The organism is Bacteroides sp. HF-162, assembly GCF_015679285.1.
Classification (GTDB): domain Bacteria; phylum Bacteroidota; class Bacteroidia; order Bacteroidales; family Bacteroidaceae; genus Bacteroides; species Bacteroides uniformis.
Map to the genome: position 1 here is coordinate 3,311,215 of NZ_CP064937.1, position 23,641 is coordinate 3,334,855.

Below are 23,641 nucleotides of genomic sequence, written 5' to 3' on the forward strand. Positions count from 1 at the left end.
ATAGTCAAGCACCTATTGCCGTTTTTTTGTTAAATAAGCTCATAAAAACCTGCTATTAGAGAAAAAAGAAGTAGTTTTGCTGCTTGAAAAAATTAATAGAATTAAATTAAAAAGCATGAGACTAAACAAATTATTCATACTCTATTCACTTTTCGGAATATTGATGGCATCGTGCATAAAAGATGAAGCACCCAATGCTGAAGCTGATATAACAGGCATCTCTTTTGAAGAAGATGTACTGGCAAATTCATACATTGATCTGAACCCGTCGTACGACGAAAGCCAGAACGCCTACCCAATACGAATCAGTGTGAAAGAAGGTACGGACATGACAAGTCTGGCCCCCATATTTGAATTGACTCCGAGGGCTACCATCAGTCCTGCCAGTGGGAGTGTTCAGGACTTCACGACTCCAGTACGATATACAGTCACTTCGGAAGACAAGGCCTGGCATCGTGTCTACGCCATTACTGCCAGAGAACAAAAGGCAAGTAACATTCCGACCACATACCACTTTGAAAAGGTAAGAATCATGCAAAATGTATGGCAGGAATTCTACGAAGAGCAAGATTCCGGTAACGAATTGACATGGGCAAGTGGTAATAAGGGATTCAAATGGGCTATGAGTGGAGCCGCAACAGAAGATTATCCTACTACCCAAATAGACAATGGCAAAACTGGAAAATGTGTGAAATTGGAAACACGCCTCACTGGCGACTTAGGTAACATGGTAGGTATGCCCATCGCCGCCGGTAATCTGTTTATCGGCAGTTTTGACATGCTGAATGCTATTACCAATCCGCTTAGTGCTACGCGCTTCGGTACTCCTTTCTACAATAAACCTCTACGACTGACTGGATACTATAAGTACAAGGCCGGAGAACAATTTTATGAAAATGGCGAATATACCTCCCGAAAAGATATATTCAATATCTATGCAATATTTTATGATGGAGTAAAATATGACAGTGCAGGAAAGGGGACAGATGTAACACTGGATGGAAATCTGCCGAATCAAAACTACGAACACCCCAGCATGGTGGCTCTTGCTTTAGTTTCCAATCCGCAAGAAACAGAAGGAGACGAATGGAAATTCTTTGATATACCTTTCGACTACCAACGCTACGGAAAGAAGATTGACGAAGCCAGACTGACTAAAGGAGAATATAAGATAAGCATCATATTTGCCTCAAGCAAGGACGGTGCCACTTTTGAGGGTGCTCCAGGAAGCACCTTACTTATAGACGAAGTGGAACTGATTTACGAATAAGAATCATATAGAATTGGAATACAACATGATAAAGAAAATATTAGCATTTATCGTACTGGTGGGATGCATGCAGACTGCCTTATACGCTCAAGAAAACCAGAACCGTACGCTTATAAACGCCGCTCTACACGGTTGGGAATATGAGATAAGGGCCGGTGTCAGTATCGGCGGCACTTCTCCGCTTCCATTACCCGTAGAAATACGAAGTATTGATGCCTATAATCCTACTTTAGCCTTTATGCTGGAAGGAAATGCCATTAAATGGTTGGGCACAACAAAAAAATGGGGTGTAATAACCGGTGTAAGACTGGAAACCAAAAATATGATTACCAAAGCGACAGTAAAGAACTATGGCATGGAAATCATAGGAAATGACGGTAACCGTTTAAAAGGCAACTGGACTGGGGGAGTAAAAACTAAAGTACGCAATGCCTACATCACCGTCCCCGTGCTGGGTGCATATAAAATCAACTCACGATTGCGGGCCAAAGCAGGTATATATGTCTCATATCTGATGGATGAGGAATTCTCCGGACATGTATATGAAGGCTATTTGCGTGAAGGAGACTCCACCGGAGAAAAGGTGAACTTCTCCGACGGTGCCATTGCCACTTACGACTTTTCGGATGACTTGCGCAAGTTTGCCTGGGGCGTGCAAGCTGGTGTAGACTGGCGTGCCTTCAAACATCTGAGTGTATTTGCCGACTTTACATGGGGATTGAATGATATTTTTAAGAAAGATTTCAATACCATTACCTTTGCCATGTATCCCATCTACTTGAATGTAGGATTCGGGTATGCTTTCTGATAATACTCAGTACACCTGATAAGATACTCATAAACAAATAAAGGTTTAGGTTGTTATCAATCCCATAAAAAGATAACCACCTAAACCTTTATTTATGAATATAAAAGCTTGGAGCACTGCGTTGCTCATATTATGCCTATGTCCTGCGGCTATGGCACAGAAAGCCAACCGCTATCTTGAGAAGCCACTCCCACAAGGCTGGGGAAGGGACGTCTCCCATGCCATTCCCGGAGATGACAATCTGTTCAGCGGACAGATACCACCCGTTGACGACAAGTGGTGGAAAGCATTCGATGACCCGATGCTGGATTCATTGATTACGGTAGCCTCCACTCAAAACTATTCCGTACTTTCTGCCATGGACCGTATGGATATGGCCAAAGCCAACCTGCGGATAGAACGCGGCGGCTTTTTTCCTTCCATCTCATTGGACGGAGGATGGGCACGGCAGCAAAGCAGCGGCAATGTCAACGCACTTCCGCAATCCATTACCGGTGCATACAGCGCCTCGCTCAACGCCAGTTGGGAGCTGGACGTATTCGGAAGTATCCGCCAACGGGTAAAGGCACAGCGGGAAACCTTCATGGCAAGCAAGGAGGAATATACCTCCGTCATGGTATCCCTCTGTGCCCAGATAGCTTCCGCCTACATCGGACTCCGCGAACTGCAGCAAGAACTAAGTGTAGTGACCCACAATTGCCATACCCAGGCAGCCGTACTTAACATCACCGAAGTACGCTACAAAACCGGACTGGTGTCCAAACTGGACGTTTCACAAGCCAAATCTGTATATTACAGTACCAAAGCCTCCATCCCGCAACTGGAGGCAGGCATCAACCAATACATCACGACACTCGCAATCTTACTCGGTACTTATCCTCAACATATCCGCCCCATACTGGAAAAACCGGGTAAACTGCCCGACTACATGGAACCTATAGGCATCGGCATTCCTGCCGACCTGCTGCTCCGCCGCCCCGATATACGGCAAGCCGAACGCCAAGTCAACGCACAAGCGGCAATGCTTGGCGCATCCCAAAGAGACTGGCTGCCGCAAGTGTTCCTGAAAGGTTCCATCGGCTATTCCTCCCATGACTTGAAGGACTTGACTAAACGGAACAGTATGACATTTGAAATTGCTCCAAGCATCAGCTGGACCTTATTCAGCGGTACCAAACTGGTGAACGCCACCCGTCTGGCACGTGCCCAGCTCGATGAATCCATTCACCAGTTCAACCAGACAGTGCTTACCGCCGTGCAGGAAACAGATAATGCCATGAACTCCTACCGCAACTCCATCCAACAGATTGTTGCCATGCGCGAAGTATGCAACCAGGGAGAAGAAACGCTAAAGCTCTCCCTCGATTTGTACAAACAAGGGCTTACTCCCTTCCAGAACGTACTGGACGCACTACGCTCACTCCTGACATACGAAAATCAACTGGTGCAGGCACAAGGCAGCTCCTTGCTGCATCTGATAGCCTTATACCAGGCATTGGGAGGCGGATATGAAATGAATCAGAAATAAGAATATAAACTAAACCGAACCGTATATGAAAAATCAAATGTACATCACCCTGCTCATCCTGCCATTGCTGGCAACGGGATGCGGGGGAAGGAAAGAAACGGCACAAACGATGCCCATTCCCGAGATAAGCGTGGCCCGTCCGACAGTGCAGAACATCACGCTGACAAAAGAATATCCGGGCTACCTGACTTCTGAAAAGACCGTAGACCTGGTAGGCAGAGTCAGCGGAACCTTACAGACCATCTCTTACGCTCCCGGCAGCCGGGTACGCCAGGGACAAGTGCTTTTTGTCATCGAACCGACAGTCTATCAAGACAATGTGCGGCAGGCAGAAGCAGAACTCAACACTGCCCGCGCCAACCTGGAATACGCCCAAAACAACTACACACGTATGCAGGAGGCCGTGAAAAGCGATGCCGTAAGCCGTATACAAGTGCTGCAAGCACAATCCAACGTGGCAACCTCGCAGGCTGCAGTGAGCAATGCGGAAGCAGCCCTGAACACGGCACGCACCAATCTGAGCTACTGCACCGTCCGTGCCCCCTTCGACGGCACTGTAAGCCGTAACCTGGTGGATGCCGGAAGCTATGTAGGCGGCAGCGTGCAGCCCGTCACACTGGCAACCATCTACAAGGACGACCATCTGTACACCTACTTCAACGTGGCAGACAACCAATGGCTCTCCATGCTGATGCAGCAAGGGGACAGCATTCCCCGGCAAGTAACCGTCAGCCTGGGCAAAGACGGGCTTCTCACTTATCCTGCACAACTGGATTATCTTTCGCCCAACGTAGACTTGAACACCGGAACTCTGAACATCCGCGCCCGTCTCGACAATCCTAAAGGACTTCTGAAAAGCGGCCTCTACGTCAGCATCACCTTGCCCTACGGAGAGCAACAGCAGGCCATCCTGCTGCCGGACGCCTCCATCGGTACCGACCAGTTGGGGAAATACATATACGTAGTCAACGATTCGAATATAGTGCGCTACCGCCATATAGAAACCGGACAACTGATAGGGGACAGCCTGCGCCAGATAAGGGCAGGCATCACTCCCCGGGAGCGCTACGTCACCAAAGCACTGATGAAGGTAAGGGATGGAATGAAAGTACATCCCATTGACAACTAATATGAATTGATTAATACCAAAGCCTATGTTTTCAAAATTCTTCATAGACCGTCCTATCTTTGCTACCGTATTGGCGCTGCTCATCGTCGTAGCAGGACTGGTCACACTGGGCATCCTGCCCATTGCCCAATATCCGGACATCACACCACCCACTGTGCAGGTCAGTGCCGTATATCCCGGAGCCAATGCGCAGACGGTGGCACAAACCGTCGGCATTCCCATCGAGCAGCAAGTCAACGGAGTGGACGGAATGCTTTATATGTCCTCCAACTCCAGCTCATCGGGCGCTTACTCGCTTACCATTACTTTTGCCGTAGGCACGGACATTGATATGGCTACCGTACAAGTTCAGAACCGGGTCAGCGTAGCCCAGTCGTCACTGCCTACTCCCGTTGTGGTACAAGGTGTCACGGTGCAGAAACAGTCATCGAACATCGTGATGTTCCTCACGATGACGTCGGACAGCAAAGACTACGACGGACTTTACCTCAGCAACTATGCCAAGCTGAATCTCGTAGACCAGTTAACACGCGTGCCCGGTGTAGGCGCCGTCAATGTGATGGGAGCAGGGGACTACTCCATGCGTATCTGGCTCGACCCTGCCGCCATGCGCATCCGCTATCTTTCTCCGGCCGATGTATACCAAGCTATCCAATCACAGAATGTGGAGGTCAGCGCAGGTAACGTAGGGCAACCCATCGGCACAGACAATAAAAATGCCTATCAATACAGCCTGACCGTAAAAGGGCGCCTTACCTCGCCCGAAGAGTTCGGCAACATCATCCTGCGTACCGAAGCCGGAGGGAAGATACTCCGTCTGCGCGACGTGGCGCACATCGACCTAGGCTCGGCCTCTTACAGCGTAGTATCCCAACTGGACGGGAAACCCACCGCTGCCATCGCTATCTATCAGCAACCTGGCAGCAACTCGCTGGACGTTTCCAAAGGAGTAAAGGCAAAAATGCAGGAACTCTCGCAAAATTTCCCTGCAGGCATACAATACAATGTAACCCTGGACACTACGGATGTCATTCATGCCTCCATAGACGAAGTGATGGTGACGTTCCTTGAAACGACCCTGCTGGTAGTCCTCGTCATCTTCCTGTTCCTGCAGAACTGGCGGGCGGTCGTCATTCCTTGTATCACTATTCCGGTATCACTCATCGGCACACTGGCCGTCATGTCCTTGTTCGGCTTCTCCATCAATACGCTGACGCTGTTCGGGCTGATACTTGCCGTGGCCATCGTGGTGGATGATGCCATCGTGGTGGTGGAGAACTCCACGCGTCTGCTGGACACGGGGCGCTACACCTCCCGCCAGGCTGTGACCGAAGCGATGGGAGAGATTACCGGACCTATTGTCGGGGTAGTGCTGGTGCTGCTTGCCGTATTTATCCCGACAACGCTCGTCAGTGGCATTTCGGGGCAACTGTACAAACAGTTCGCCCTGACCATTGCAGCCAGCACCGTACTAAGCGGATTCAACTCACTGACCCTTACTCCGGCGCTCTGTGCCTTGATGCTGCAACCTACCCGGCCTTCCAAGAATCCCTTGTATCGAGGATTCAATCGTCTGTACGACAAGACACAAGGAGTCTACGACCGGATAGTGGAGTATCTGCTCCGGCGTCCCGGCGCTTCCATCGTTTCGTATGCGGTGTTCACACTGATTGCCGTCCTGCTGTTTGTCAAATGGCCGTCCACGTTTGTTCCGGAAGAAGATGACGGCTATTTCCTCGCAGTCGTACAACTTCCCCCTGCATCGAGTCTGGAGCGTACCCAAGCCGTAGGGAAACAAATAAATAAGATTCTCGATTCTTACCCCGAAGTAAAGGACTACATCGGCATATCCGGCTTCTCCGTGATGGGAGGAGGGGAACAGAGCAATGCGGCCACCTACTTCATCGTACTGCAGAACTGGAATGAACGCAAGGGAAAGGAACATACGGCTGAAGCCGTAGTGCAACGCTTCAATATGGAAGTGTATGGCATCCAGGAAGCAGAGATATTTGCCATGGTTCCGCCTGCCATCCCCGGGCTGGGAGCCACCGGAGGCCTGCAACTCCAATTGGAAGACCGCCACAACCTCGGTGCCACCGAGATGCAACGTGCCGTAGAGACCTTGATGGAGCACTACCACAATTATCCGGCATTGGCATCGGTCAGCAGCCAGTACCAAGCCAATGTCCCGCAATATTTCCTGAATATCGACCGCGACAAGGTGCAACTGATGGGCATTCCGCTGAACAGCGTATTCACTGCCCTGGGCTACTATATGGGAGAGGCCTACGTCAATGATTATGTGCAGTTCGGCCACATCTACCAAGTGAAGCTGGGAGCAGGTGACCATGCCCAGCGTGTCATCGACGATGTCCTGAAACTGAGCGTTCCCAATGCATCGGGCGAAATGGTACCTTTCTCCTCCTTCACCCGAGTGGAAGAACAGCTTGGCATGGACCAGATAAACCGCTACAACATGTACTCCACAGCAGCCGTGACCTGCAATGTGGCTCCGGGCAGCAGTTCGGGAGAGGGCATCCGGCAAATGGAAAGTCTAATCAAGGAGCATCTCGGAGACGAGTTCGGATATGAATGGACTTCGGTGGCCTATCAGGAGACGCAGGCGGGAACCACTACAACCGTCGTATTCGTCATGGCACTGTTGGTTGCCTTCCTTGTGCTTGCCGCACAATACGAAAGCTGGACCAGTCCGGTAGCTGCCGTAATGGGACTTCCGGTGGCGCTGCTCGGTGCCATGCTGGGATGCTATGTCATGGGAACTCCGGTCAGCATCTACACACAAATCGGTATCATCCTACTGGTTGCCTTGTCTGCCAAAAACGGTATTCTGATTGTGGAGTTTGCACGTGACTTTCGTGCACAAGGCAATTCAATCCGCGATGCGGCATTTCAGGCAGGGCATATCCGTCTGCGGCCTATTCTGATGACATCACTTGCATTTGTATTCGGGGTTATGCCATTGCTTTTTGCAACCGGAGCAGGGGCGGGAAGCCGTGTTGCACTGGGAGCCGCTGTAGTGTTTGGTATGGCACTGAATACCTTGCTTGCCACGGTCTATATTCCTAATTTTTACGAATTGATGCAGAAGTTGCAGGAGAAGTTCAGTAAGAAACAATAGGGAGGATGAGCTACAAGTTATGGATTATGGGTTATAAGCTATCACACTTATAACCCATAATCCATAACTCATTTTAGCAACTTGCTGCTAAAAGTTGTATCTTTGCGTGCGAATTGCCTCTTAAAGAAATTGAAGTTATGAAAGCATATTTCATCGCCATACTTACCTTATTCACTTGTATAGCTACCGTCGTCCGGACGCAGCAAATGTCTGAACTTGAAAACCGGATTGACAGTCTTCTCAATGGCAAGAAAGCCACCGTTGGTATAGCCGTATGGACAGACAAAGGAGACATGCTCCGGTAGACCATGTACACTTCCCCTTGCTCAGTGTATTCAAATTCCATGTGGCACTGGCCGTACTGGACAAGATGGATAAGCAAAGCATCAGCCTGGACAGCATTGTTTCCATAAAGGCATCCCAAATGCTGCCCAATACCTACAGCCCCCTGCGGAAGAAGTTTCCCGACCAGGATTTCACGATTACGCTTAGGGAGCTGATGCAATACAGCATTTCCCAAAGCGACAACAATGCCTGCGACATCTTGATAGAATATGCAGGAGGTATCAAACATATCAATGACTATATCCGCCGGTTGGGTATAGACTCCTTCAACCTCTCGGAAACAGAAGACGACATGCACTCCAGCTTCGAGGCTGTATACCGCAACTGGAGTACTCCTTCCGCTATGGCCCAGCTACTGAGAACGGCCGATGAAAAAGAGTTGTTCTCCAACAAGGAACTGAAAGACTTCTTGTGGCAGACCATGATAGATACTGAAACCGGCGCCAACAAATTGAAAGGTATGTTGCCAGCCCAAACCGTGGTAGGACACAAGACCGGTTCTTCCGACCGCAATGCCGACGGTATGAAAACTGCAGATAATGATGCCGGGCTCGTTATTCTTCCCGACGGTCGGAAATACTACATTGCCACCTTCATCATGGACTCATACGAGACGGATGAGGACAATGCAGACATCATCGCCCGCATATCACGCATGGTATATGATGCGATGAGATGAGAAAGGCAAGAAGGCTATCGGTAGCTCCTCCTATAAATCTTGATACTCAGGTATATCCTGCAGAAAAGTATAGCTGTTATGCTCGTAATCTATGCGGCAACAATAATGCTGAAGCCCGTTGCTGACAATCAGATAATCCACTTTCAGCACCATGTTGTAGCGGGTAATCTGGTCGAAAACCTTTTGGGTGATTTCTATTTCGGGCGCCTTGTATTCCACAATCATCCGGGCGGTGAGGTCACGCCGATAAAGCACCGTATCACAGCGTTTCTTTGTACCATTCAGCTGTACCTGCACTTCATTTGCCATAAGCGCCTGAGGATACCCCTTGTGAGCAAGAAGAAAGTGGACGAAGTGCTGCCGCACCCATTCTTCGGGCGTCAAAGCAACATAACGACGACGGATTACATCGAAAATAACATTTTTTCCATTCCTTGCGGCAATTTTAGCATCGAATGCTGGTAGGTTTAACGATAACATTTACTACATTTGTAAGTTAAATAATGGTTCCCGTCTTTCGGGAACACAAATTTAATGAAATCTTATGAAAACAAAAGAAGAAATCGTAGCCAATTGGCTGCCCCGTTACACAAAGCGTAACCTGGAGGATTTTGGAGAGTACATTCTGTTGACCAACTTCAACAAGTATGTAGAGATTTTCGCAGAAAAGTTCAATGTTCCCATTCTCGGTAAAGATGCCAATATGACATCTGCCAGCGCAGAAGGAATGACCATCATTAATTTCGGTATGGGAAGCCCTAATGCCGCCATTATCATGGACTTGCTGAGCGCCATCAAGCCCAAGGCATGTCTGTTCCTAGGCAAGTGTGGCGGCATAGACAAGAAAAATAGAATAGGGGACCTCATCCTCCCCATAGCCGCCATCCGCGGCGAAGGTACTTCCAACGACTACTTCCCGCCCGAAGTCCCGTCACTCCCGGCATTTATGCTGCAACGCGCCGTTTCTTCCGCCATCCGCGACTATGCCCGCGACTACTGGACCGGTACCGTATACACCACCAACCGCCGCATTTGGGAACATGACGAGGGGTTCAAGGAATATCTGAAGAAAACCCGTGCCATGGCTGTCGATATGGAAACGGCAACCTTATTCAGTTGTGGTTTTGCCAATCATATTCCTACGGGAGCCCTTCTGCTGGTTTCGGACCAACCGATGATTCCGGAAGGTGTAAAAACCGACAAGAGCGACAACATGGTTACCCAGAACTATGTAAATGAGCATGTTGAAATCGGAATTGCATCCCTGCGCATGATTATTGATGAGAAGAAAACCGTAAAACACTTGAAGTTCGACTGGTAATCCTCTTTACGGGACATACCCTCGTAACACTTACTTTATATGGCAAAACAAGAAACGACCTGTGATGATATTCTAAAAGAGTTGAGAGCCAAACAATACCGCCCCGTCTACTATCTCATGGGCGAGGAATCGTATTACATAGACCTCATCTCCGACTATATTGTAGACAATGTTCTCACTGACACCGAAAAGGAATTTAACCTGACCGTAGTCTACGGTGCAGATGTGGATATAGCCACTGTCATCAATGCGGCCAAGCGCTATCCGATGATGTCCGAACGCCAGGTCGTAGTCGTAAAGGAAGCGCAGGCCATCCGCAACATGGAAGAGCTTTCATACTACCTGCAAAAGCCGTTGAACTCCACCATTCTTGTTCTATGCCACAAACATGGGGTGCTGGACAGAAGAAAAAAGCTGGTGGCCGAAATAGAGAAGGTGGGGGTTCTATTTGAATCCAAGAAGGTAAAGGATGCCCAGTTACCGGCATTCATCACCTCATACATGAAGCGCAAAGGTGTAGATTTGGATCCCAAAGCTACCTCCATGCTTGCCGATTTCGTAGGTACGGACCTCAGCCGCCTTACGGGAGAACTGGAAAAACTGATTATAACTCTTCCAAAAGGTCAGACACGCGTCACCCCCGAACAGATAGAACGCAACATCGGAATCAGCAAAGATTATAATAACTTTGAACTTCGCAGTGCCATCGTAGAAAAAGACATACTAAAGGCCAATAAAATAATAAAATATTTTGAAGAAAATCCGAAAACGAATCCTATCCAGATGACTTTATCTTTACTTTTCGGCTTCTTCTCCAACTTAATGTTGGCTTACTATGCGCCCGAAAAGACGGAGCAGGGTATTGCCAGTTTCATAGGATTAAAGACTCCCTGGCAGTCGCGCGAATACCTAAGTGCCATGCGTCGTTACAGCGGAGTAAAGACCATGCAGATAATCGGGGAGATTCGATATGCAGATGCCAAATCCAAAGGAGTAGGAAATTCCTCCCTAAGCGATGGAGATATCCTCCGGGAATTGGTCTTTAAGATTCTACATTAACTTCCATACAGTATACTTTTCCATAAAAGGGAAAAAGCATAAAACAGACTGATTTGATATCATTATGTCATTTTTAGGGGGATTTATCCCCCTTTTTTCTATTTTACTCCTTAGCATAGACTATAAAATAGAAGATAATACTCATATTTACAGCAAATTACGTCCATTTATAAGCTCTGAGAATCGCGTTTTTATAACGAATCGACCAATTATACAGAAATAAAGCAAGGATTTAAGTCTTGAAGACTAGAAAATAAATAAAGCATCTTATTCTCTTATTTATGTCACATTTTTTCTCCTTTAGTAAAAAAGAAGAGATGGAGCAATTCAGCTTTAAATCGTCATATAAGAAATCTGCTACACTTTTCAAGAGTACAATAGTTGTAATACACAACTAGGATAATTGACTATTGTGAATTCAACACATTACATATATATCTATATGACGAGTGTATTATAACACATGTAATATTACATCTAAAAAAACAAATGTAATAAGCGACATTCAACATCGTAAACTATTAGTTTACAAAAATGATAGAGTAGGGGTTAACCCATGTAGTTACAAGCAATAAATAGATGTATATAAATTATATACAATGATTAATCAAATTATTAGATTATATTTTATATAAAATAAACGACAAACAAATGTAATATAGTATTTATTATCAGAAATCACCAATATAATACACTAATAATTAGATAAATATACCATTTTATTAAACTTAAAATAAATACCTATTTTACCCATGATTTGTATTATAGCATTTGTAATGATGAATATTGTAATAATAACATTTCATTTGTAAATCATAAAATATCACATTTTTAATTTGCTTTTGTGATGTCATTTTTTTACTTTTGTAATCCAATAAATAGCATGTACAATTGTAATAACACATAAACCATGAGTATAAAAGATAGGTTCAAAATGGTTATGGACCGGGAGAAACTGACAGCAGGAGCTTTTGCCGAGAGTATTGGCGTGGCCCAAGCCACCATTTCCCACATCTTGGGTCCGCGTAACAAATATCCAAGTACGGAAGTTATTCTCCGATTACATCAACGCTACAATGATATAAACTTGGAGTGGCTGCTTACCGGAAAAGGTAATATGAGTAATAATCCGGATTCACCCGAAAACGATGGATTCGACTATCCTTTATTCGCTGAGAATCCGGAAAACCTGACCAAAGGGCCGGATGAAACTGAAAATCGCAAGGAAATTGCATTAGAAACATCTCTAAAAGCACCTAAAGAGATTGTAAGACAAGAGATTATCTACAAAGAAAGACCTCCCAGAAAAATCACTGAAATAAGAATTTTCTTTGATGACAATACCTACGAGACTTTCAAACCGGAAAATTAAGGAATGAGAATGGAAATAGACTAACGCCCCGGCATAAAAAAGAAACGGGTTCGTTTTATTCTGCACTCGGTTTACACTATCTTTGCACCCGAAAGAAAAACATCCCTCTTTATAGATATGAAAAAGTATATTTTAGATCTGACAGTGACAGAGAACCTCCGCTTGCATGCCAACTATGTGTTGTTGAAGCTGACTTCTCCGTCCCCACTTCCGGAAATGCTTCCGGGACAATTTGCAGAGATTCGTGTGGACGGTTCGCCTGCCACTTTTTTGCGCCGCCCCATCTCCATCAATTATGTAGATAGACAACGGAACGAAGTATGGTTCTTAATCCAACTCGTAGGTGACGGAACCAAGCGATTAGGCGAAGCAAAAGCAGGCGACATAATCAATGTAGTGCTTCCGCTGGGAAACTGCTTCACAATGCCTGAAAAGCCCTCAGACAAGCTCTTATTGGTAGGTGGAGGTGTAGGTACAGCTCCTATGTTATATTTAGGCGAACAGCTCGCCAAGAGAGGCTGCAAGCCAACCTTCCTGCTGGGTGCCAGAAGTGACAAAGATTTGCTTCAATTGGAACAGTTTGCCGCCTATGGCGAGGTGTATACCACCACCGAAGATGGCAGCCACGGAGAGAAGGGATACGTAACGCAACACTCCATATTAAATAAGGTGTGCTTTGAGCAGATATATACTTGCGGCCCCAAACCGATGATGATGGCAGTAGCAAAGTATGCCAAAAGTAAAGGCATCAGTTGCGAAGTATCTCTGGAGAATATGATGGCGTGTGGCATAGGCGCTTGTCTATGCTGTGTGGAAAATACCACGGAAGGCCATTTGTGTGTATGTAAAGAAGGTCCGGTTTTTAATATAAACAAACTATTATGGCAGATTTAAATGTAAATATCGGTGAATTACAAATGAATAATCCGGTGATGACTGCGTCCGGAACATTCGGATATGGTGAAGAATTCGCCGATTTCATCGAACTATCGCGAATAGGTGGTATAATTGTAAAGGGAACTACCCTTCACAAACGTGAAGGCAATCCATATCCGCGCATGGCAGAGACTCCTTCGGGAATGTTAAACGCTGTGGGACTGCAAAATAAGGGTGTACATTACTTTGTTGAGCACATCTATCCCCGCATCAAGGACATTCAGACCAACATGATTGTAAATGTTTCGGGTTCTGCCATCGAAGACTATGCCGAAACAGCCGCAATCATTAATGAACTTGACAAAATTCCTGCCATAGAGTTGAACATCTCTTGCCCCAATGTGAAGCAAGGAGGAATGGCATTCGGTGTTACCGCCAAAGGAGCAGAAGAAGTGGTGAAAGCCGTGCGCTCAGTTTACAAAAAGACACTTATCGTAAAGCTCTCACCGAACGTTACCGACATCACCGAAATAGCCCGCGCAGCCGAAAATGGCGGTGCAGACAGCGTTTCCCTTATCAATACCCTGCTAGGAATGGCTATAGACGCGGAACGCAGGCGTCCGATACTCTCCACTGTAACCGGTGGTATGTCTGGTGCAGCTGTGAAACCCATTGCCTTACGTATGGTATGGCAAGTGGCCAAGGCGGTAAAAATCCCCGTCATAGGCTTGGGAGGTATCATGAACTGGAAAGATGCTGTGGAATTCATGCTTGCAGGTGCCTCCGCCATCCAGATTGGTACGGCAAACTTCATTGATCCGGCGGTTACGGTGAAAGTGGTAGAAGGAATAAATGACTATCTCGACAGACACGGTTATCAGTCTGTAAAGGACATTATCGGTGCACTTGAGGTATAAAGAATAACAAGAGATTGCCATTCGCAATATATATTCACAAAAAAGGACATTCATTGACGAATGTCCTTTTTCTTTTTATTTACATCAGTAAACTTACTCTCCCAACAAATCTGGGCGCAGTCTACGGGTTCTTTCTAATGACTGTTGCAGCTCCCATTCCTTAATCTTGGCCTCGTGTCCAGAAAGTAAAATATCCGGAACCTTCCATCCATTGTAATCAGCGGGACGCGTATAGACCGGTGCAGCCAGCAGATTGTCCTGAAAGGAATCTGAAAGTGCAGACTGCTCATCGGAAATCACTCCCGGAATGATACGGACGATGGCATCTGCCATGACAGCAGCCGCCAGTTCTCCGCCAGTCAACACATAGTCACCGATACTGATTTCCTTGGTGATGAGATGCTCGCGAATCCGGTAATCTATCCCTTTGAAATGCCCGCAGAGAATGATGAGATTCTGGGCAAGGGAAAGAGTATTTGCCATCGGCTGATTGAACTGCTCACCATCGGGGGTGGTAAAGATAACCTCGTCGTAATCCCGCTCAGCCTTCAAAGCGTTGATACACCGCTCTATCGGCTCTATTTTCATGACCATTCCGGCAAAGCCACCAAACGGATAATCGTCTACACGACGGTACTTATCTTCCGTATAATCACGAAGATTATGGATATGTATCTCTGCAAGCCCTTTATTTTGAGCACGTTTCATGATGGAGCAGTTGAAGAATCCCTCAATCATCTCCGGCAAAACTGTGATAATGTCAATGCGCATATAACTTTATTTTAGCTATTTCAAGCTGCAAAAGTACAAATATTCGGGGAGAAACCCGTATTTTTGCGTTCAAACAATCCGAAAACCCTATGACTGTAAAAGAAAAAATAGACCAGCTCCGTGCGGAATTACACCAGCACAACTACAATTATTATGTGCTGAATGCTCCTGAAATATCCGACAAGGAGTTTGACGACCTGATGCGCGAGCTACAAGATTTAGAGAAAGAACATCCTGAATACCAAGATGATAATTCGCCCACGATGCGCGTAGGAAGTGATTTAAATAAGAACTTCACACAAGTGGCACACAAATATCCCATGCTTTCATTGGGAAACACCTATTCCGAAAACGAAGTGACCGACTTTTACGAACGGGTAAAAAAAGCGTTGAACGAGGAGTTTGAAATCTGCTGCGAGCTGAAGTATGACGGTACTTCCATCTCACTGACTTACGAGGATGGCAAACTGGTGCGTGCCGTCACCCGTGGCGACGGCGAAAAGGGCGATGATGTGACGGACAATGTAAAGACAATCCGGACGATTCCGCTGGTCCTCCATGGGAATTATCCTAAGTCATTCGAAATCAGAGGGGAAATCCTGATGCCCTGGGTGGTTTTCGAAGAACTGAACCGGGAAAAGGAAGCACGTGAGGAACCGCTTTTCGCCAATCCGCGCAACGCTGCTTCCGGTACCTTGAAATTGCAGAATTCCGCCATCGTAGCATCCAGAAAGCTGGATGCTTATCTCTACTATCTATTGGGAGAAGAATTGCCCTGCGACGGCCATTACGAAAACCTGCAAGCTGCCGCCAGCTGGGGATTTAAAACATCAGAGCACGCCAGAAAAGCCCACAGCCTGGAGGAAGTCTTCGAGTACATCAATTACTGGGACACGGAACGTAAGAACCTCCCGGTGGCTACTGATGGTATTGTACTAAAAGTCAACAGCTTGAGGCAGCAGAAGAATTTAGGATTCACAGCCAAGTCTCCCCGATGGGCCATCGCATATAAATTCCAGGCAGAACGGGCACTAACACGCTTGAACAAGGTTACCTACCAGGTAGGACGCACTGGTGCAGTGACTCCGGTTGCCAATCTGGACCCCGTACAACTGTCCGGCACCATTGTGAAACGTGCCTCCCTGCACAATGCAGATATTATCGAGGGGTTGGATCTGCATATAGGCGACATGGTGTATGTGGAAAAAGGCGGTGAAATCATCCCCAAAATAACCGGTGTCGATAAGGATGCCCGCAGTATGCTTATCGGTGAAAAAGTGAAATTCATCACCCATTGTCCCGAATGCGGCAGCAAACTGATACGTTTTGAAGGAGAAGCAGCCCACTATTGCCCCAATGAAACCGCTTGTCCTCCGCAGATTAAAGGGAAGATAGAGCATTTCATCAGCCGCAAAGCCATGAATATAGACGGACTGGGACCTGAAACTGTAGATATGTTCTACCGATTGGGACTGATAAAGGATACTGCAGATTTATACCGGCTCAAAACCGACGACATCAAGAACCTGGAACGGATGGGCGAAAAATCGGCAGAAAACATAGTCAACGGTATTGCGGCAAGTAAAGAAGTGCCATTCGAAAGAGTGCTCTTTGCACTGGGCATACGCTTCGTGGGAGAAACGGTTGCCAAGAAAATAGCCAAGTCCTTTACGGACATCGAAGAGCTGGAAAACGCAGACCTCGAAAAGCTGAAAAACATCGATGAAATCGGTGAAAAAATAGCGCAGAGCATTATAACTTACTTCTCCAATCCTACCAACAGAGAGCTGGTGGAACGGCTGAAATCGAACGGTCTGCAACTCCACCGGACAGAAGAAGACCTCAGCGGATACACCGACAAACTGGCGGGCCAGTCCATCGTCATCAGCGGCGTATTCACCCACCACTCACGGGACGAATACAAAGAGATGATTGAAAAGAACGGTGGAAAAAACGTCGGAAGTATCTCCTCCAAAACCAGCTTTATCCTGGCCGGAGAAAATATGGGACCTGCCAAACTGGAGAAAGCGCAGAAACTGGGAATAAAGATTATGAGCGAAGATGAGTTTTTGTCATTGATATCCTAACAAATTTCCACAAAAAACTTTTTTATGGCTTATATTTGTAGGGTAAATCGAAAAAATTCGTACTTTTGCGAGTCATTTAATTAGAGATTACTTTATAATACTCATGATACAGACAAGATTGAAAGGAATGGGGGTAGCGCTGATTACTCCATTTAAAGAGGATGAAAGCGTTGACTACGATGCGTTGATGCGTTTGGTAGACTATCAACTTCAAAACAATACCGACTTTTTATGTGTGCTCGGCACCACGGCAGAAACTCCGACTCTGACTGAAGAAGAGAAAAAGAAAATCAAGAAAATGGTCATAGAACGGGTGAACGGAAGAATTCCTATCCTGCTGGGCGTAGGTGGAAACAACACCCGGGCCATAGTGGAAACACTGAAAAATGACGATTTCACCGGAGTAGATGCCATTCTATCCGTCGTTCCATATTACAACAAGCCATCGCAAGAAGGTATATATCAGCATTATAAGGCCATTTCTGAAGCAACGGATTTACCGATTGTGCTTTATAATGTCCCCGGTCGTACCGGCGTGAACATGAAGGCGGAAACAACCCTGCGCATTGCACGTGATTTCAAGAATGTGATAGCCGTCAAAGAAGCTTCGGGCGACATCACGCAGATGGACGACATCATCAAAAACAAACCGGCCAATTTCGACGTTATTTCGGGCGATGACGGCATCACCTTCCCTCTGATTACTTTGGGGGCCGTCGGCATCATCTCGGTCATTGGAAACGCGTTCCCGCGTGAGTTCAGCCGTATGGTACGTCTGGCACTGCAAGGGGACTATGCCAATGCATTGACCATTCACCACAAATTTGCCGAATTATTCAAGCTTCTGTTTGTAGACGGCAACCCTGCCGGAGTAAAAGCCATGCTGAACGCAATGGGAATGATTGAGAACAAGCTCCGCCTGCCATTGGTACCGACCAGAATCACCACCTTCGAAGCCATGCGCAAGATTCTGGATGAATTGAACATCAAATGCTAAGGTCTTATACCACCCCTATAGGATATTAATTTCCAGTATACAACATATTAATATCAGCTATGCAAGGAGTTAATTTTGTGGAAACACGGAATTAACTCCTTCTTTTTTTCCTATGTGACTATATTTATCAGTACAATAATCCCAAAACAGTCTACTGATTACGTTATAAAGCAAAAAGACATCTGGTTAAATCGAGAAAAAGACGTCTCTAGCTCAATCAAGACAAGACTATTATTTCAGCTAATCTATTAGTTCACAATACTGAACACTTTGTTTCAGCAGAGAAAAACACTTTGTTTTTATATGATGGAACAAAGTGTTCTGTCAAGGGAAACAAAGTGTTCTCCATAATGAAACAAAGTGTTTAGTTAAGGGAAACAGTTTGTTTTACTTAGCAAAACACGCGCCAGTGCCATACAAGGGGAGAACATCAACTATATCCCATAGCTGTAAAAACAAAGGATCTCCGCAAGAAAACTTGCGGAGATCCTTTGTGATCGCGACAGGATTCAAACCTGTAACCGGCTGATCCGTAGTCAGCTACTCTATTCAGTTGAGCTACGCGACCCTTAAAAAAAATTATGAAAACTTGTGACCGCGACAGGATTCAAACCTGTAACCGGCTGATCCGTAGTCAGCTACTCTATTCAGTTGAGCTACGCGGCCTCTTTGTTTAACGGGTGCAAAGATACGTACTTTTTCCGAATTAGCAAACAATATACAAACTTTTTTTGAAGAAATTTATTCGACAAAGCGATAATTAAACAACTGCCAGCCGATTGTCATCCCCACATTCCACTCCCTTCTCGGTGAGCTATAATGATTTACATAAGCAGAGATGGCTCCGAAGGGCAAATGACAAATAACAGAAACTTCTCCCATATACTCAAAGCGGGAGAATGCTTTTCCATAATACGCTTTATTCAATGCATTCTTTTTTATCGGAAAAATCGGCGTAAAGCCATAAAATTCTGTCCGAAACTGGAACATATCATTCAAAACATATATCGGTTTGATGCCGGCAGCCACATATTGGTTGGCACGAAAAGCTTCATTGTACATCAGTTTACTATGTGGAGTCGGTGCAAATTCTCCTGCCTGCATCATAGTTGCCGTATAATTCTCAGAAAAATTTTTCGACGAATACAGTGCTTCTGCCATCCATCCCAAGGTGAACTTCGGTCCCATTGTGTGATATGCCTCCTTCATATAAGAAATTTGCAACCATGATTGCCGTTCTTGCGGGGAAGGACTGTACCCTTCTTGCGGATTCCCAGGTTCAAATCTTTCCCTCCCGGTAAAGACCTGGGCTATCAGCTTCTCCAAATAACCTTTTGTCGCGTATTGCCGCGTATTTAGGGTACTCCCATAGAAACCGATGGAACCTCCCAAAAGTTTGTATGTACTTCTGTCCGAACGGTCCTTATCGAAATCTATTACGCTGGATTGAAAATAGTTATCTTCCAGTTGGCCATACCCCAGACTGAACTCCGCACGCTTATTAGCCAGAAACGGCAAGGCAACCATCAACTTCACAAAGCACTCATCTTTTGAATTGAATGAAGGCTTGTCATTCTTGGAAAACAACTTATCCTTCTTGTAGTAATCGAAGGTACTGATTGAAGCAATAAAACGAAAGGATGTAGGTATGCGGGTAGGCAAATCAATCTTACCCATCAACTGTGCATTATTATAAATCTTACCCAACTGACCGTCAAAAGTTATTTCCTTGGAATAATAATTCAAGTTCTGATATCCTACCCCCAAATAGATTTGGTTTGAGCTCGTAGTAGAGACACTACCCCCCAGACGCACGGAAAAATTATCCTCCATCTTCACCTTCAAATGCAGCTGATATAAATCGGCTTCCGAATCATACACTGCGTGAGGAACTATTTCCGAAATCATATTATCTGCCAGCAAACGAAAATACCCGCGCTTCAAGTCTTCATAAGTAAAAACTTCATGCTCCTCATCATGGAATTCTTTTTTGATGTAGGCTTGCTGTTGGGCATTCGCCCCTTCAATAATAATATCCCGGAAACGGAATTGAGGTAGGTTACTCCGGAAAACAAGGCGCCTCAAACGCACATTATCAGCATTCACCCTACGGTGAACACGGCTTTTGATGGAATCCATCATATTAAGAGTACGGTTGTAGCCTATATCGTGCAATTCCTGCAGACGGTCAAAATCCAGCAGGTTGACATCATCGTACTTGAAGGTCATGACTATACCCAATGAGTCCGGAATGGAATAATCGGTCTTCTGCATAATCATATTCTCCAATTGGCTCATCAGGTCATTCTCCTTCGGCTTACCGGGATTTGCCGCCACCACACTGCCAATAATGACATCCGGATGAAAATCTTCCCGCATCACATCCGTAGGGAAATTATTATAAATACCGCCATCATAAGCAAGTGTACTGTCTATTTCTATCGGTTTAAAGACAAATGGAAAGCTCATGGAAGCACGTACCGCATCCCCCAAATCCCCTTTACCCAATACCAATGGCTTTTTATTGTACACATCGGATGCTATACAGCGAAAGGGGACAAACAGTTTGTTGAAATTACCGCCACATGCAGCCGTAGCGCGTGCAAACAATTCCACAAATACCAGATTCATCTGTATGGGGTTGACCATGCTTGTGGGAAGTATCTGAGGCTTTATATGCAGCGAGTCTCTAAAAGCGAAACGGATATTGAAAAATTCCGGTGAAGGACGATTCTTTTTAAAATAATACTCGTATTTGGGCTCCACTTTACCCGAATACCAACGCTTAAAGTCGGGAGAGCGCAAGAGCGCCTCCATATCGTCCGGAGAATACCCCATAGCATACAGCGAACCGATGATAGCTCCCATAGAGGTTCCGGTTATATAATCAATGGGGATATTATTCTCTTCCAAAGCCCGGATAATGCCAATATGAGTCATGCCTTTTGCTCCACCGCCACTCAATACAAGCCCCACTTTCTGAGCTTGTAAAACAAAGGTACATAGAAGAAACGACAAAAACAATAAAACTCTTTTCATAACTATGCGATTCCGAGTAAGATAAATGTTCATTGCCCCAAATATAAACAATAGTTTCTAAAAATGCCGTATTCAACGGAGAAAATCACTTTATAATTGGTGAAAATGAATAAAAAAGGGTATTGCGACTCTGAAGAATCACAATACCCTTGCATATATTAAATGCAAATTTAAAGGGACTTATTTTATCAGGTCAATGCTTCTCTTGACAAAGTTGTTCAAAGCTTCACCTTTCAACATACCATTCTGCAACAGTGCCAAATCTATCAGCTGACGGACAACCTTATTCTTGGCTGCATAATCGGCAAAGACACCTTCTTTCTGCGTTTTCAGTTCATTCCACTTCTTATCCAGCTCACTTACCTTATCTTTTTCGGCAGTCGGTATATCCTCATCTTTCTTTCCTTCCTGCTTCTTTTTCAACTCATTACGTTGCTTGTTCACTTCATCCATCTCTGCCTGAACTGGAGCAACGGCAGCAGCACATTCCTTGTCCTCATCTGCCAGCACTTCCTTCACCAGCTTATGGTCTGAATTCAATACTAGGTTAAACATATCCGGCATTTCGCCATAGAAGCTCATTCCAGCCTGAATATTGGCCATTTCCTTCATACGGCGCATGTACTCGCTCTGAGTTATCATGATAGGAGTGGCGTTTTCGCCCAAAGCCTGCGCCGTGATGTTGAACTCCGTCTTATCCATCTTGGGCAACTGGCTCTTGAAGATGGAAGAAAGAACTTCCTGCTTGCCGGCTTCCAACGCTTCATTCTTCTTGTCTTCCTTGACAATCAGATTATCAATAATATCGCTGTCTACACGAGTGAAGCGAACCTTTTCGAACTTCTGTTCCAACATGCTCACCACCGCAATGTCCAGCTGTCCATCCATCAACAGCACATTGTATCCTTTATTCGTAGCGGCCTCTATGTAGCTGTATTGTTCATCTTTATTGTTGGCATACAGATAAATCAGATTTCCATCCTTATCCGTCTGGTTATCTTTAATCAACGTCTTATACTCTTCGAAAGTATAATATTTGCTGTCTGTATCGGTGAAAAGGGCAAAATCCTTGGCTCTATCATAGAAATCTTCCTGCGTAAGCATTCCGTAGTTGATGAAGATTTTCAAGTCATTCCACTTTTCCTCAAACTGTTTACGGTCATTCTTGAAGATAGACTGCAAACGGTCTGACACCTTCTTCGTGATATATGTAGAAATCTTCTTCACGTTGGCATCGCTCTGCAGATAAGAACGGGAAACGTTCAATGGAATGTCCGGTGAATCGAGCACACCATGCAGCAGGGTCAAGAAATCAGGAACAATACCTTCCACCGAATCCGTTACATATACCTGGTTACAGTAGAGCTGAATCTTATTCTTGTTCAACTCAATGTTGCTTTTCACTTTAGGGAAGTACAGAATACCGGTAAGGTGGAACGGATAATCCACATTCAGATGAATCCAGAATAAAGGTTCGTCGGACATAGGATAAAGGTCACGGTAGAACTTCTTATAATCTTCATCTTTCAATTCGCTGGGTTTCAGCGTCCACAACGGGTTGGAATCATTGATGATATTATCCTCGGCAGTTTCAACCTGCTTGCCGTCTTTCCATTCTTTCTTCTTGCCGAATGCAACCGGAATAGGGAGGAAACTGCAATACTTCTTCAACAAAGAGGAGATGCGTGCTTCTTCAAGGAATTCCTTGCAGTCATCGTCTATGTAAAGAACGATATCCGTACCACGTTCTGCCTTATCAGTGTCTTCAATCGTAAACTCCGGACTGCCATCGCATGTCCACTTTACAGCCTGGGTGCCTTCCCGATAGGATTTAGTGATGATTTCGACTTTCTTGGCAACCATAAAAGCCGAATAGAAACCCAATCCGAAATGGCCGATGATGGCGTTGGCATCGTTTTTATATTTCTCAAGGAAGTCATTGGCGCCAGAGAAAGCTATCTGGTTAATATACTTGTCTATTTCTTCAGCCGTAAGACCTATACCATGGTCGGACACTGTAATGGTATCTTTTCCCAGCGAAACACGTACGGTTAAATCGCCAACTTCACCCTTGAACTCACCGATAGAGGAGAGTGTTTTCAGCTTCTGTGTAGCATCAACCGCGTTAGAAACCAACTCACGGAGAAAAATTTCATGATCACTATACAAGAATTTTTTAATGACGGGGAAGATATTCTCAGTAGTTACCCCAATATTACCTTTTTGCATACTACATTTATATTTTTTAGATTTATATTTTTAATTATTCCGGCAGATATAGCACAAAAAAAATGCCAGCCCATA

16 protein-coding genes, 2 tRNA genes and 1 pseudogene are annotated in these 23,641 nt (G+C 45.5%); 13 read left to right on the forward strand and 6 right to left on the reverse strand.

Annotated elements, in window-relative coordinates; all coding sequences use genetic code 11:
• Positions 1–115 precede the first annotated feature (115 nt).
• The 6 genes and pseudogenes from ITJ87_RS13925 (at position 116) to ITJ87_RS13950 (ending at position 8,898) form a co-directional block, all read left to right on the forward strand.
• Complete coding sequence (locus ITJ87_RS13925; protein ID WP_117964568.1) at positions 116–1,270, forward strand: PCMD domain-containing protein; 1,155 nt, start codon at positions 116–118, stop codon at positions 1,268–1,270.
• Between the two features lie 25 nt (positions 1,271–1,295).
• A complete protein-coding gene (locus tag ITJ87_RS13930) occupies positions 1,296–2,078 on the forward strand; it encodes a porin family protein (protein WP_117964620.1) in 783 nt (260 codons plus the stop codon).
• 94 nt (positions 2,079–2,172) lie between these two features.
• On the forward strand, positions 2,173–3,606 hold the full coding sequence (locus tag ITJ87_RS13935; RefSeq protein ID WP_117964567.1) for an efflux transporter outer membrane subunit: 1,434 nt from the start codon (positions 2,173–2,175) through the stop codon (positions 3,604–3,606).
• A gap of 25 nt (positions 3,607–3,631) precedes the next feature.
• Positions 3,632–4,735, forward strand: a complete 1,104-nt coding sequence (locus tag ITJ87_RS13940) for an efflux RND transporter periplasmic adaptor subunit (RefSeq protein WP_117964566.1) — start codon at positions 3,632–3,634, stop codon at positions 4,733–4,735.
• A 25-nt stretch (positions 4,736–4,760) separates the two neighbouring features.
• The gene (locus ITJ87_RS13945) at positions 4,761–7,874 is read left to right on the forward strand and encodes an efflux RND transporter permease subunit (protein WP_117974606.1); all 3,114 of its coding nucleotides are present in this window, start codon (positions 4,761–4,763) and stop codon (positions 7,872–7,874) included.
• Positions 7,875–8,011: 137 nt separating this feature from the next.
• A pseudogene (locus ITJ87_RS13950) lies at positions 8,012–8,898 on the forward strand (CblA family class A beta-lactamase).
• A gap of 30 nt (positions 8,899–8,928) precedes the next feature.
• On the opposite strand, the gene ITJ87_RS13955 reads toward ITJ87_RS13950, so the two are convergent.
• A complete protein-coding gene (locus ITJ87_RS13955; protein ID WP_117601662.1) occupies positions 8,929–9,378 on the reverse strand; it encodes a type I restriction enzyme HsdR N-terminal domain-containing protein in 450 nt (149 codons plus the stop codon).
• A gap of 64 nt (positions 9,379–9,442) precedes the next feature.
• Between ITJ87_RS13955 and ITJ87_RS13960 the strand changes: the two genes are divergently transcribed.
• From ITJ87_RS13960 to ITJ87_RS13980, 5 genes are all read left to right on the forward strand, one after another.
• Positions 9,443–10,219 carry an AMP nucleosidase gene (locus ITJ87_RS13960; protein WP_117601663.1) on the forward strand — a complete coding sequence of 259 codons (777 nt, stop codon included), beginning with the start codon at positions 9,443–9,445 and terminating at the stop codon, positions 10,217–10,219.
• 39 nt (positions 10,220–10,258) lie between these two features.
• Positions 10,259–11,278 carry a DNA polymerase III subunit delta gene (gene holA, locus ITJ87_RS13965; protein WP_117601664.1) on the forward strand — a complete coding sequence of 340 codons (1,020 nt, stop codon included), beginning with the start codon at positions 10,259–10,261 and terminating at the stop codon, positions 11,276–11,278.
• Positions 11,279–12,188: 910 nt separating this feature from the next.
• Entirely contained in the window at positions 12,189–12,650 is a 462-nt protein-coding gene (locus ITJ87_RS13970) for a helix-turn-helix domain-containing protein (RefSeq protein ID WP_117601665.1), read from the forward strand.
• A 117-nt stretch (positions 12,651–12,767) separates the two neighbouring features.
• On the forward strand, positions 12,768–13,544 hold the full coding sequence (locus ITJ87_RS13975; RefSeq protein ID WP_117601666.1) for a dihydroorotate dehydrogenase electron transfer subunit: 777 nt from the start codon (positions 12,768–12,770) through the stop codon (positions 13,542–13,544).
• The gene (locus ITJ87_RS13980) at positions 13,532–14,443 is read left to right on the forward strand and encodes a dihydroorotate dehydrogenase (protein WP_117601667.1); all 912 of its coding nucleotides are present in this window, start codon (positions 13,532–13,534) and stop codon (positions 14,441–14,443) included. The genes ITJ87_RS13975 and ITJ87_RS13980 overlap by 13 nt, the downstream gene beginning before the upstream one ends.
• A gap of 93 nt (positions 14,444–14,536) precedes the next feature.
• On the opposite strand, the gene trmD is transcribed toward ITJ87_RS13980, so the two are convergent.
• Positions 14,537–15,214: a tRNA (guanosine(37)-N1)-methyltransferase TrmD gene (gene trmD, locus ITJ87_RS13985; RefSeq protein ID WP_005837186.1), complete on the reverse strand. Its 678-nt coding sequence runs from the start codon at positions 15,212–15,214 to the stop codon at positions 14,537–14,539.
• An 89-nt stretch (positions 15,215–15,303) separates the two neighbouring features.
• Here trmD and ligA point away from each other — a divergent pair, with 89 nt between their 5' ends.
• Both ligA and dapA read left to right on the forward strand, forming a co-directional pair.
• On the forward strand, positions 15,304–17,301 hold the full coding sequence (gene ligA, locus ITJ87_RS13990) for an NAD-dependent DNA ligase LigA (RefSeq protein WP_117964563.1): 1,998 nt from the start codon (positions 15,304–15,306) through the stop codon (positions 17,299–17,301).
• Positions 17,302–17,404: 103 nt separating this feature from the next.
• Complete coding sequence (gene dapA, locus ITJ87_RS13995; protein WP_087332404.1) at positions 17,405–18,298, forward strand: 4-hydroxy-tetrahydrodipicolinate synthase; 894 nt, start codon at positions 17,405–17,407, stop codon at positions 18,296–18,298.
• 494 nt (positions 18,299–18,792) lie between these two features.
• Here the strand turns inward: dapA and ITJ87_RS14000 are convergent.
• The 4 genes from ITJ87_RS14000 to htpG form a co-directional block, all read right to left on the reverse strand.
• A tRNA-Arg gene (locus ITJ87_RS14000) sits at positions 18,793–18,866 on the reverse strand.
• Between the two features lie 24 nt (positions 18,867–18,890).
• Positions 18,891–18,964: transfer RNA gene (locus tag ITJ87_RS14005), tRNA-Arg, on the reverse strand.
• Positions 18,965–19,039: 75 nt separating this feature from the next.
• Entirely contained in the window at positions 19,040–21,337 is a 2,298-nt protein-coding gene (locus tag ITJ87_RS14010; RefSeq protein ID WP_117964619.1) for a patatin-like phospholipase family protein, read from the reverse strand.
• A 180-nt stretch (positions 21,338–21,517) separates the two neighbouring features.
• Positions 21,518–23,566 (reverse strand): molecular chaperone HtpG, encoded by a 2,049-nt coding sequence (htpG, locus tag ITJ87_RS14015; RefSeq protein WP_117964562.1) that lies wholly within the window; start codon positions 23,564–23,566, stop codon positions 21,518–21,520.
• Positions 23,567–23,641 lie beyond the last annotated feature (75 nt).

Bases quoted from the DNA above. Each gene is read 5' to 3' on its own strand.
- ITJ87_RS13935 (WP_117964567.1), top strand. From the start codon at position 2,173: ATGAATATAAAAGCTTGGAGCACTGCGTTGCTCATATTATGCCTATGT.
- ligA (WP_117964563.1), top strand. From the start codon at position 15,304: ATGACTGTAAAAGAAAAAATAGACCAGCTCCGTGCGGAATTACACCAG.
- holA (WP_117601664.1), top strand. From the start codon at position 10,259: ATGGCAAAACAAGAAACGACCTGTGATGATATTCTAAAAGAGTTGAGA.
- ITJ87_RS13940 (WP_117964566.1), top strand. From the start codon at position 3,632: ATGAAAAATCAAATGTACATCACCCTGCTCATCCTGCCATTGCTGGCA.
- ITJ87_RS14010 (WP_117964619.1), bottom strand. From the start codon at position 21,337: ATGAAAAGAGTTTTATTGTTTTTGTCGTTTCTTCTATGTACCTTTGTT.
- ITJ87_RS13970 (WP_117601665.1), top strand. From the start codon at position 12,189: ATGAGTATAAAAGATAGGTTCAAAATGGTTATGGACCGGGAGAAACTG.
- ITJ87_RS13945 (WP_117974606.1), top strand. From the start codon at position 4,761: ATGTTTTCAAAATTCTTCATAGACCGTCCTATCTTTGCTACCGTATTG.
- ITJ87_RS13960 (WP_117601663.1), top strand. From the start codon at position 9,443: ATGAAAACAAAAGAAGAAATCGTAGCCAATTGGCTGCCCCGTTACACA.
- trmD (WP_005837186.1), bottom strand. From the start codon at position 15,214: ATGCGCATTGACATTATCACAGTTTTGCCGGAGATGATTGAGGGATTC.
- dapA (WP_087332404.1), top strand. From the start codon at position 17,405: ATGATACAGACAAGATTGAAAGGAATGGGGGTAGCGCTGATTACTCCA.
- ITJ87_RS13975 (WP_117601666.1), top strand. From the start codon at position 12,768: ATGAAAAAGTATATTTTAGATCTGACAGTGACAGAGAACCTCCGCTTG.
- ITJ87_RS13980 (WP_117601667.1), top strand. From the start codon at position 13,532: ATGGCAGATTTAAATGTAAATATCGGTGAATTACAAATGAATAATCCG.
- ITJ87_RS13925 (WP_117964568.1), top strand. From the start codon at position 116: ATGAGACTAAACAAATTATTCATACTCTATTCACTTTTCGGAATATTG.
- ITJ87_RS13955 (WP_117601662.1), bottom strand. From the start codon at position 9,378: ATGTTATCGTTAAACCTACCAGCATTCGATGCTAAAATTGCCGCAAGG.
- htpG (WP_117964562.1), bottom strand. From the start codon at position 23,566: ATGCAAAAAGGTAATATTGGGGTAACTACTGAGAATATCTTCCCCGTC.
- ITJ87_RS13930 (WP_117964620.1), top strand. From the start codon at position 1,296: ATGATAAAGAAAATATTAGCATTTATCGTACTGGTGGGATGCATGCAG.